At 74.8% G+C, this 10,412-nt stretch carries 10 protein-coding genes; 3 read left to right on the top strand and 7 right to left on the bottom strand.

Translation table 11 applies throughout. From position 1 onward, the window contains the following. On the top strand, positions 1-593 hold a 593-nt coding region (gene istB / locus FGF04_RS01390), incomplete at its 5' end, for an IS21-like element helper ATPase IstB (protein ID WP_149509435.1). On the opposite strand, the gene FGF04_RS01385 is transcribed toward istB, so the two are convergent. Together FGF04_RS01385 and FGF04_RS01375 are read right to left on the bottom strand one after the other, a co-directional pair. After that, complete coding sequence (locus tag FGF04_RS01385) at positions 571-846, bottom strand: hypothetical protein (protein WP_149509306.1); 276 nt, start codon at positions 844-846, stop codon at positions 571-573. The genes istB and FGF04_RS01385 overlap by 23 nt on opposite strands. A 453-nt stretch (positions 847-1,299) precedes the next feature. Beyond that, positions 1,300-3,966 carry a helicase-associated domain-containing protein gene (locus tag FGF04_RS01375; protein ID WP_408055573.1) on the bottom strand — a complete coding sequence of 889 codons (2,667 nt, stop codon included), beginning with the start codon at positions 3,964-3,966 and terminating at the stop codon, positions 1,300-1,302. Between the two features lie 1,046 nt (positions 3,967-5,012). Between FGF04_RS01375 and FGF04_RS01370 the strand changes: the two genes are divergently transcribed. Then, the gene (locus FGF04_RS01370; protein WP_149509434.1) at positions 5,013-5,636 is read left to right on the top strand and encodes an HAD family hydrolase; all 624 of its coding nucleotides are present in this window, start codon (positions 5,013-5,015) and stop codon (positions 5,634-5,636) included. A 51-nt stretch (positions 5,637-5,687) separates the two neighbouring features. On the opposite strand, the gene FGF04_RS01365 is transcribed toward FGF04_RS01370, so the two are convergent. After that, positions 5,688-5,936: a hypothetical protein gene (locus tag FGF04_RS01365; RefSeq protein ID WP_149509303.1), complete on the bottom strand. Its 249-nt coding sequence runs from the start codon at positions 5,934-5,936 to the stop codon at positions 5,688-5,690. Positions 5,937-6,120: 184 nt separating this feature from the next. Here FGF04_RS01365 and FGF04_RS41800 point away from each other — a divergent pair, with 184 nt between their 5' ends. Next, positions 6,121-6,504 carry a cold-shock protein gene (locus tag FGF04_RS41800; protein ID WP_149509302.1) on the top strand — a complete coding sequence of 128 codons (384 nt, stop codon included), beginning with the start codon at positions 6,121-6,123 and terminating at the stop codon, positions 6,502-6,504. A 62-nt stretch (positions 6,505-6,566) separates the two neighbouring features. Here the strand turns inward: FGF04_RS41800 and FGF04_RS01355 are convergent, their stop codons facing one another. The 4 genes from FGF04_RS01355 to FGF04_RS01340 all read right to left on the bottom strand — a co-directional run bounded on the left by FGF04_RS01355 (position 6,567) and on the right by FGF04_RS01340 (position 10,212). Then, positions 6,567-7,436, bottom strand: coding sequence for a 1,4-dihydroxy-6-naphthoate synthase (locus FGF04_RS01355; protein ID WP_149509301.1), 870 nt, complete (start codon positions 7,434-7,436; stop codon positions 6,567-6,569). After that, entirely contained in the window at positions 7,420-8,184 is a 765-nt protein-coding gene (locus tag FGF04_RS01350; RefSeq protein ID WP_149509300.1) for a futalosine hydrolase, read from the bottom strand. The genes FGF04_RS01355 and FGF04_RS01350 overlap by 17 nt, the downstream gene beginning before the upstream one ends. A gap of 46 nt (positions 8,185-8,230) precedes the next feature. Further along, the gene (locus FGF04_RS01345; RefSeq protein ID WP_149509299.1) at positions 8,231-8,719 is read right to left on the bottom strand and encodes a hypothetical protein; all 489 of its coding nucleotides are present in this window, start codon (positions 8,717-8,719) and stop codon (positions 8,231-8,233) included. Between the two features lie 71 nt (positions 8,720-8,790). Further along, positions 8,791-10,212: an MFS transporter gene (locus tag FGF04_RS01340; RefSeq protein WP_188113915.1), complete on the bottom strand. Its 1,422-nt coding sequence runs from the start codon at positions 10,210-10,212 to the stop codon at positions 8,791-8,793. Positions 10,213-10,412: the final 200 nt, after the last annotated feature.

Here is a 10,412-nt window from a genome sequence, read left to right as displayed (position 1 = left end):
ACCCCCGTGAAGCCGGTGCCGAGGCCCGGATCCGCGACGCCCGCTTCCCCGCCAGGAAGCTGCTGGAGGACTTCGACGAGGAGCACCCGCGGGTCCTCGACCGGGAGGCCGTGGCCCGGCTCGGCAAGCTGGACTTCGTCGCCGCCGGGCGCAACGTCGTCTTCGTCGGGCCGCCCGGCACCGGCAAGACGCACCTCGCCGTCGGCCTCGGCGTGCGGGCCTGCCAGGCGGGGCACCAGGTGCTGTTCGCGACCGCGGCGCAGTGGGCCGCGCGACTGGCCGGAGCCCGCGCGGCCGGCCGCCTCGCCGACGAACTGGCCGCCCTCGACGCCCATCCCCTCCTGATCGTCGACGAGATCGGCTACACCCCCTTCGACCCGGACACCGCCCACCTCTTCTTCCAGCTGGTCGCGCACCGCTACGAGCGGTCCTCCCTGGTCGTGACCACCGACCGCCCCCTGGGCCGCTGGGACGAGGTCCTCGGCGCCGCCGCCCCCGCGACGGTCGACCGGCTCGTCCACCACGCGGACGTCGTCCGCCTCGAAGGCGACAGCTACCGCATGCGCCGGGCTACCTCAGCATGGGCAGAGTGATGTTGTTGATCAACGGGCCCTCGACGGTCACCCCCTCGCTCACGATCGGTTCGACGCCGGCCACCGGCAGGGGCAGCGGCAGCAGCGACGGCGGGGCGGCCCGGACCGTCCGGAAGGACTGGACGGACTGAGTGGTCTGAGCGGTCTGAGTGGACTGGGCGGCGACGGCCTGCGGCGTGAGTGCGCCGGTGAACACCGCCGAGGCGAGGAGTGCGACCGCGACGGCGGTACGCAGGAGACGGACGGGACTCATGAAGTGCACGGGACCCATGAGGACTTGAACCTTCCGGAAGCTGTGGAGCCGGAGCCGGAGCCGGAGCTGGAGCAGGGTCGGGGCCGCGGGCCGGACCCGGGGTGCGCCGGGTCCGGCCCGCGGGCGGGCGGGGGCGCGTCAGAACGTCAGGCCCCCGCCGAGATCGATGCCGATCGCCGCGGCCTGGGACGCGAGCGCCCCGAGCAGCGCGGCGGTGCCGATCAGGACGGTGGCGACACGACGGGCAGTACGCATGGGATTCCCTCTCTGTGGCGCAACGTCACTGTTGGCGACGCTGCGTGATCGATGCGTCCAGTGGCTGCCCAGCGCCGCGCACGGCGATGCCGGGGACCTCGCAAGGTCCCTCATGGGTGGGAAGCTCCCGGCGTGGCGCGCATGAACCGGCGCCTACACCCGAACGAGTGACCGGAGTGCCCGAACGAGCGGCCGGGCTCAGGCCTGGTCGTCGGCCAGTTCCGCCACGCCCGTCACCCGGTGCAGGGGGTACGTGCGGACCTCGTCCGCGGTGTGGTCGTACGCCGTGACGAACCCGCCCTCCACCCGGACCGGGGCGATGACGCGCTGGCTGGCGGAGCCCTCGGCGTTGACGTAGCCGATCCACAGCGTGCCGCCGGTCAGGACGGCGGCCTGCATGGTGGCCAGGGTCTCGGCGGCCGTGGTGCGCGGGAGGCCGCCGTTCGGCGCGGGAGCGGCGGTGGTGGACGGCTTGCGCGGTGCCGTGGAGGCCAGGTCGCCCGCGCGGACGGCGCGGATCGCGGCGGCCAGAAGCGTCGCGTCGGGGGCCGGGGGGCCGTCGGGGACCGGCTCCGGCGCCGTGCGCGGCGGTGTGCGGTGGGCGTGCGCGCGGGTGATCAGCACATCGCCCTCGGCGGACTCGGCGGCCGGTGCGAACCCCATCGCCCGCAGGCCTTCGAGGAGCGTGGCCGGATCGGCCTGGGCGGCCAGCACCGTGGGCGCGAGCCGGCGCAGCCGCAGCCCCTGCGACCGCTTGTCGGCGACGATCTCGTTCAGCAGCGCGTCGTCGTCGCAGCGCACGTACGCCGAGGCCGCGCCGATCCGCAGGTGGCCGTGTCRGCGGGCCACGTCGTCGATCAGGTAGGCGAGCGGCTGCGGCACCGGCGTACGGGAGTGGGCGGTGAGGAACGCCTGCAGGTCGGAGGCGGAGCGGCCCGCGTCCAGGGCCCGGCGGACCGAGCCCGGCGTGAAGCGGTACACCGTCGCCCCGCCCTTGGACTCGACGTCCGCGAGGACGTTCAGCACGTCGGCGAGGGGCCGTTCCAGCGGGCCGGGGGCCACCGCCGTCAGGTCCGCCTGGAGCAGGACGTGGTCCAGGGGCTCCGGGAGCAGCGGGGCGAGCAGCTCGCCCGCGCGGGCCGCCGCCGCGGCCAGTTCGGCGGCGGAACGGGGCTCGGGCGGCGGCGCCGGGAGGTGGTGGTGCCGGTGGTGGACGGGCAGCTTGTCGCCCGGACCGGAACCGGAACCGGAACCGGAACCGGAACCGGGACCGGAGCCGGAGTTGGTGGTGGGCTCCGGGGCGGGCGCGGCCGGTGCCGCGCCCAGGAGCGCGCGCCCGTGCGCGGACAGCGCGCCCCGCCCGGTGACGCCCAGCGACTCCGCCTCGGTCAGCGTCCACCGGGCGAGGCGGGCCCGCAGGTCGTCCGAGGACGCCGCGCCGCGCAGGGCGCGCTCCCAGCGGAGGCGTTCCACCAGGGCGTCAGGGGACGCGGAGCCGCCCTCGGGCAGCGCGGCGAGGAGCGTCAGCACCCGGTGCCTGACCTCCGGGGCGGCCGAGCGGTCGAGGCCGGGGCCCAGCGCCGACAGGGTGCGGTCCTTGGCGTCGCGGCCGCCGATCACGCCCGCCGTGCGGGTCGCCGACAGCCACGCCGTGGCCAGCCGGGTCCAGCGCTCGGCCGCCGGGAGGTCCAGCCACTCGTCGTAGGCGGGCGTCGCCGCGTACCGCTCGTCGGCCTCGCCGTCCGAGGCCAGCAGGCCCGCCGCGTAGGCGAGTTCGACCCAGAAGGCGGCGACCGGCTCCGGGACGTCCAGGGCCACGGCCGTGCGCTTCAGGTCCCGTACGCTCAGGCCGCCCGCGCGCAGCACCGCCGGACCGCCCTCGTCCCAGTCCTTCAGCAGCTCCTCGACGGTGGTGAGCGCGGTGTACGCCTGTCCGGCCGCCGTGGCGTCCACCACCTGCGGACGGTGCACGGCGGTGGGCTCGACCGGCGGGGGCAGCGGTTCCGTGTGCCGGTGCGCGCGTCCCGCGCGCAGGTGGAGGGCGACCTCGCGGGGGAGGACGACCGTGCCGGGCGCCGTGGGCAGGAGCAGCCCGCGGTCCAGGAGCCAGCGCAGCCGGGCCGCCGGTTCGGCGGTCACCTGGCCGTACGGCGGCCCCCAGACCAGCCGCGACAGGACCTCCAGTGACTCCGGCGGGGCCGTGCCGAGCAGGGCGGACATCCGGGCGCGGTCCTCGAAGAGTCCCGTGAGCGACTCCACCGCGGACACCGCGTCGTGGGTCGTGGGCAGCCCGGCGGTCGTGAGCAGCTCCTGGATGCGGCCCGGCGACATGCCCGCCGTGGCCTCCGCGACCGTCGGGCCGAGCCCCGTCGGGGACGGGTGCTGCGGCGAGGGCGCGAGCAGTTCGCGGGCCGTGCGGACCAGGCGGAGCCGGTCCTCCGGGCCCCACACCAGCGCCTGTTCGCGCAGGGCGGCCACCGCGTGCGGGAGCACCTCGGCGACCACGGGATCGCCCGCGTCGCCCGCCAGCAGGTGCAGCAGCGTGCCGTACGGGGCCAGGTCCGGGGCCACGGCCAGCGCCTCCGCGGTCTGCAGCGCGAACCGGTCCAGGCGCTCCAGGGCGCGGACCACGGAGGCCCGGGTGCCGGCCCGGGTGGCCAGCTGCGTGAGGTCCGTCGGTACGGGGGTGATGAGGTCGGGGCGGGCCCGCAGCAGCGCGGACAGGGAGGAGTCGTCACGGGCCCGCAGGTCCTCCGCGAGCGAACGAGGGGACGCCGCGGCGGTGGCGGGCCCCTCGGCGGGGGCCCGGTCAAAAGCCCCGGCGGGCTCCTCTGATGACTGCTCCTGGACGCTCATCCGATCCACGGTAGCGGGTGGGCCCCCGCCGCCGTCGCCCTTGGGAGGAGCCACTGCCGCGCCGGGGCGCACGCCGGGCCCGTGCGGCGGCCCGCGCCGGGGCCCGTGCCGGAGCCCGTCACCGGCGGCGGGCACGGTAACGTCGTTCGCGCGGGGAACAGCAACGCGGGAGCCCCGGAGGGGACTTCGTGGGGATCGAGAGCGACCAGCTCGTATTCGACTATCTGAGCCGGGTGGGCGACCTGGCCCAGCAGAGACAGCTGCCGTCCGGGACGCGCATGCGGCTCGTGTCGGAGCTGCGGGGCGAGATCGACCGGCGGCGGGCCAAGGCGACGACGCCGGACAGTCCGGCCGCCGTCCGCCGCATCCTCGACCGCATCGGTACGCCCGAGTCGGTGGTCGCCGCGGCCGGGAGCGAAGCCGGTTCCGGTGGCGCCGCGGGTGCGCAGGAGGGGGCGCCCGCGCGGGCCGCCGTCCCCGGGCAGCGGGGCAAGAGGTTCAGGCAGCCCGGAGAACGCCGGGAGCGCAAGGCGCCCGAAGAGCTCAAGGAGACCGGAAGGCCCCAGGCGTCCGGGGAATCCGGGGTGCGGTCCGGGCGGATGCGCCGCATGGTGCCCCGGCAGCGTCCCGCGGGGCCGGAGGCCGCCGAGCAGGCCGGTGCCGCGCCCACGCCGCCGCACCTCGCGAGCACGGAGGAGCTCGGCTCCGGGGTGCAGCCCGACTGGTGGCGGGTGGAGAGCGGGCCGTTCGGGGCCATGGACAGTGTGCCGGGGTTCACCGGGGGCGTGGAGATCCCGGAGCTCTTCGAGCAGCCGCCGGGGGAGGACGGTCCCGACGCGGCCGACAAGCCCGCCGGAGCCGGGGCCGAGGCCGCGGGCAAGCCGGTCGCGGCGGTGGCGGAACCGGTCGTGCCGGCCGTCGAGGCGGGCGGGCGGCGCCGGCGGTTCGTGCCCCGGCTGCGGGGGCCCGGTGGGGGCTGGTCGCGCAGTTCCCCGCGCCCCTTATGGGGCGCTGCCCCTTACGGGGCCCTTGTGGAGCCAGGTCACAATGGGGGCATGAGCTTTTCTCCCCTGACCGTCGGTTTCGATCTCGACATGACCCTCATCGATTCCCGGCCCGGGATCCGAGCCTGCTACCGGGCGCTCTCGCAGCGGACCGGGGTCTTCATCGACGCCGACCTGGCCGTCACCCGGCTCGGGCCGCCGCTGGCCGACGAGTTGGTGAACTGGTTCCCGGCCGAGCAGGTCGAGGCCGTCGCGGACATGTACCGGGCGATGTACCCCACCCACGCCATCACCGCGACGCCCGCCATGACCGGCGCGCGTGAGGCCATCGCGGCGGTGCGGGCGGCCGGGGGCCGGGCGATCGTCGTCACCGCCAAGTACGAGCCGAACGCGAAGCTGCATCTCGGCCATCTCGGCATCGAGCCCGACGCGGTCGTGGGCGACCTGTGGGCCGAGGGCAAGGCGCGGGCCCTGCGTGAGTACGGGGCCGGGATCTACGTCGGCGACCACACCGGCGACGTACGCGGCGCGCGCACGGCGGGGGCGCTGTCCGTCGCCGTCGCCACCGGCCCGTGCGACGAGGAGGAGCTGCGCGCGGCCGGCGCCGACGTGGTGCTCAAGGACCTGCTCGCGTTCCCGGACTGGCTGGCCACCCACCGGGGAGCACGCCTCTAGGGCGACTTCAGGACGGTTTCGGGGCGGCTTCGGCACGGCGGCGGGCAGGCGTCAGGAACCCTCGCGCGCCTGTCGGCGGCCGGCGGCGATCGACTGGAACACCCCCGCTCCGGCGATCAGGAATCCGACGCCCATCAACATGCTCAGGCCGAACATGTACGGGGGAAAGGGCGTCGTGTCGAGGAGCAGCGGGGCCACCGTGACCAACGTGGCCACCGCCCCGACGAAGAACACGATGGCACCGGCACGGATCAGTCCGTCTCCGGCCGCGGCGGAATTCGGTTGGGTTTTGTCACGCACCCGACCAGGGTAGTTCCCTGCGCGGGGGAACAATCCGGCGACGTCTTGTCAGCGGGCGCCGGACCACTAGCCTTGGTACCGGCGGGTCCGACGACCCGCTGCAGTGCTGTACGGACCTGTTTACCGAGCAATTTCCCGCGCAGTTCCCGATGCAGTTTCCGACGAGTACGAGGACGAGGGCGACGTGCCAACCGGCAAAGTCAAATGGTTCAACAGTGAGAAGGGCTTCGGCTTTCTCTCCCGCGACGACGGCGGCGACGTCTTCGTCCATTCCTCGGTCCTGCCCGCCGGAGTCGATGTTCTCAAGCCGGGGCAGCGCGTGGAGTTCGGTGTGGTCGCCGGACAGCGCGGTGACCAGGCGCTCTCGGTGACGCTCCTGGACCCCACCCCCTCCGTCGCGGCCGCCCAGCGCCGCAAGCCGGACGAACTGGCGTCCATCGTGCAGGACCTGACGACCCTCCTGGAGAACATCACGCCGATGCTGGAGCGGGGCCGCTACCCCGACAAGGCGAGCGGCAAGAAGATCGCCGGCCTCCTGCGCGCGGTGGCCGACCAGCTCGACGTCTAGCCGGGCCTCCGGGCCTCAGGACCCCGCGTCCCCGAAGGACGCGGGGCCTGGTGAGGAATGCGTCAGGGAAAGGCCAGCGCGTCCGGCGCGAGAGCCGGTACGAGCCCTTCCGCCGCCGCCCGCGTGAGGAGCCCGCGGACGGCCGCGTACCCGTCCTCCCCGAGGTCGGCGGTGAACTCGTTCACGTACAGCCCGATGTGCTGGTCGGCCACCGACGCGTCCATCTCCTGCGCGTGCTCCAGCACGTAGGGCCGCGAGGCCTCGGGGTCCTCCCAGGCGGCCCGCACGGACGCCCGCGCGGACTCGGCGAGCAGCCGCAGCGTGTCCTCGCCCAGCGACCGGCGGGCGATGATCGCGCCCAGCGGGATCGGCAGCCCGGTCGTGTCCTCCCAGTGCTCGCCCATGTCCGCGAGCTTGTGCAGGCCGTAGTTCTGGTACGTGAAGCGTGCCTCGTGGATGACGAGTCCGGCGTCCACCTTCCCGTCCCGTACGGCGGGCATGATCTCGTGGAACGGCATCACCACGATCTCGCCGACCCCGCCCGGCACCGTGTCCGCGGCCCAGAGGCGGAACAGCAGGTACGCGGTCGACCGCTCGCTCGGCACGGCGACGGTGCGGCCGGTGAGGTCCACGCCCGGCCCCCGGGTGAGGACCAGCGGCCCGCAGCCCCGCCCGAGCGCGCCCCCGCAGGGCAGCAGGGCCCACTCGTCCAGGACGTACGGCAGGACGGCGTACGACACCTTCAGGACGTCGAACTCGCCGCGCTCGGCCATGCCGTTGGTGATGTCGATGTCCGCGAAGGTCACGTCGAGCTCGGGCGCCCCCGGGAGGCGGCCGTGCGCCCAGGCGTCGAAGACGAAGGTGTCGTTCGGACAGGGGGAGTACGCGGTCCTCAGCGGTCCGGTCCGCGGGGATTCAGTGTGTGCGGTCATGTGGGTTCCAACTCTCCAGTACGGGTGCGAGCTTCCCGAACGCGGCGGTGAGCGCCGCCAGCGCGTCCCCGATCCGCCAGGCGGCGCGGTCCCGCGGGCCCACGGGGTTGGACACGGCGCGGATCTCCAGGACGGGTGCCCCGTGCGCGGCGGCGGCCTCCGCGACCCCGAACCCCTCCATCGCCTCGGCGAGCGCCCGCGGATGACGCAGGCGCAGCTCGGCGGCGCGCTCCGCGCCGCCGGTCACGGTGCTGACGGTCAGGACGGTCCCGGTCAGGGCGCCGGTGGCCGCCGCGATCTCCCGTACGAGTGATTCCGGTGGCCGGTGCGTGACGGTCCCGAAGCCCAGCTCGGTGACCGGGGCGAAGCCGTCGGGGGTCTCGGCGCCGAGGTCCGCGACGGTGATCGCGTCGGCCAGGACGAGGCTTCCGAGGGGCGCGCCGGGCGCGAACCCGCCGCCGATGCCCGCGGAGACGACGACGTCGTACGGCTCACCGGCCAGCGCGCCCGCGGTGAGGGCGGCGGCGGTCGACGCGGCGGCGGCCGCCGGGCCCACGCCGCCGGCGAGGAGGTCCCAGACGGCGGCGGGCCGGTGGTCCGCGGGGAGCGCCCGCCGGTGCAGGACCACTCCCGGAACCGTGCGCTCCGCCGTGCCCGGGGCCGCCGGGCCGGTGGCCGCCGGGTCCGCGAAGGCCGCGGCCACCGCGTCCCGTTCGGCGGGGACCGCGGTGGTCACGAGGACGCGCACGAGCGCCCCTCCGGACAGAACGGCCGGCTCATGCGGAACGCGCGGCTCAGGCGTCCGCGTTCTCCAGCTTGAAGTTCCAGACACCGAAGATCTCCGAGCCGGCCTTGTTCTGCTGGACGACGCTGATGTAGATCGTCTTCGGGGCTTCCTGGCCCTGCTGCGCGGTGAAGAGGTCCACGCCCTCGAAGGCGTAGTACGTCTTCTTGAACGGGTCGGTGACCTGCTGCCCGTTGAGCCACAGGGACCAGCCCTCGTCGGCGATCTCCGGGTCGACGCCGATCCGCAGGGTCTCCCCCTGCGGGACGCTGATCGTGTCGGAGGACTTCTTGAGGGCGCACTTGGCCGCCGCCTCCTTGCCGAGGTCCTTGCCGTCCTCGTAGCACTCGGCCTCGACACTGACCGAGTCCTTGCCGACCGTGACGGTGGCCATCGGCGTCGGCTTGTCACAGGCGGACAGGACGAGAAGTCCGGCGGAAACGGCGCCTGCGGCGGCGACGGCGCGACGACGGCGCGCAAGGGGACGCTGGGAGCTCATGCCCGAAGGTTATCGGGCAGGCCGCGCGGCCCGGCCACGCGGGTGGCCTACGCGGCGTGCCGCACGGCCGTTCAGGCCACGCGGGCCGGCCGGCGGCCGCCCCGGCGGGCCGCGCCCAGCAGGCCGCGGACCGTGGTGAGCCAGCCCGCGGCGACGATCGTGGAGGCCACCGCCATCCCGAGCGTGCCGTTGAGCGGCAGCGCGATGCCGATCGCCCCGCCGGCCACCCAGGACATCTGCAGCAGGGTCTCCGAGCGGGCGAACGCCGACGTCCGCACCAGCTCCGGCACGTCCCGCTGGATCAGCGCGTCCAGGGACAGCTTGGACAGCGCCTGGGCGAAACCGGCGAACGCGGCGAGCACCGCCACCAGCAGCACCCCGAAGAACACCGCCGCCGTGATCGCCACGCCGAGCACCGCCGCGACGACCGTGACGATGATCAGCTCCGGTGCCCGGGATCTCAGCGCCGCGCCGACCGCCGTGCCCAGCGCGTTGCCCACACCGGCCGACACGCCCACGACGGTCAGCGAGACGGCCGCGCTGGCCCCGGCGAGGGGATGCTCGCGCAGCAGGAACGCCAGGAAGAAGATCAGGAACCCCGACAGGCCGCGCAGCGCGGCGTTCGCGCCGAGCGCGTGCGTGACCGCCGTGCCGACGGTACGCAGCCCGGGGCGCTTGGACCGCTTGAGGTGCGGCCCGCGCAGGTGCTGCTCGTCCGCCGCGAGCAGGGCCTTGTCCTCGCCCTTGGCGGAGTCGACCTTGTGGGGCAGCGAGAACGACAGGAACGTACCCGCCACGAAGATCAGGAAGGCGCCGTAGAGCGGATAGCGGGGGTTCAGGGCCTGCAGGCCCGCGCCGATCGGGGCCGCCACGCCGGTGGCCAGCAGACCGCCCAGGGTGACCCGGGAGTTCGCCTTCACCAGGGAGAACGCGGGCGGCAGCAGCCGCGGCACCACGGCACTTCTGACCACGCCGTACGCCTTCGACGCCACCAGGACGCCGAGGGCCGCCGGATACAGCTCGATGCTGCCCGTGACGACCGCGCCCGACAGCAGCAGGGCCATGAAGGCGCGCGCCATGAACGCGCTCGCCATCGCGGCGCGCCGGCCGTGCGGGAGGCGGTCCAGGAGGGGGCCGATGACCGGGGCGAGGAGGGTGAAGGGGGCCATGGTGATCGCCAGGTAGAGCGCCACCCGGCCGCGGGCCTCGTCCGTCGGGACCGAGAAGAACACCGTGGAGGCGAGCGCCACGGTGATCATCATGTCCCCGGCGCCGTTCACCCCGTGCAGTTCGATCAGTTTGCCGAGGCCCGACTCGCCCGCGCCGTGCGCATGGGTCGCTTTTCTGATGCCCCTCGCGGTGCCGGTGAACGGCAGGTGCAGGGCATGCCCGACGGAGCGGACGGCCCCGCGCACCGGGCCCGCTCCGCTCTTGCTTCCTGCCCCGGAGGCACCGATCTCGGTGGTTCCCTGGGGCGACCTCGCGGCTGCCACTCCGCAATAGTGCCCCGGAACCGGCGGATGTAGTGCGCTTACCGCCCGTATAGCGGCCGAGTGGGCCCCGCGCACCCGGTGTCCGCCCGCTCACGCGGGGCTGCGCCGGTGCTCGGGCCGCGCCCGGCGCGGCCCGTTCCGCGACCGCCCGGCGAAACGCGCGCGGGGCCGACGGCAACGCCGGTGTAGGCCCAGCGCCG

Source organism: Streptomyces apricus, assembly GCF_008369065.1.
In the GTDB taxonomy this organism is placed as follows: Bacteria; Actinomycetota; Actinomycetes; order Streptomycetales; family Streptomycetaceae; genus Streptomyces; species Streptomyces apricus.
Note: the sequence above shows the minus strand (reverse complement) of the source record. Positions and strands in the feature narration are given on the sequence as shown.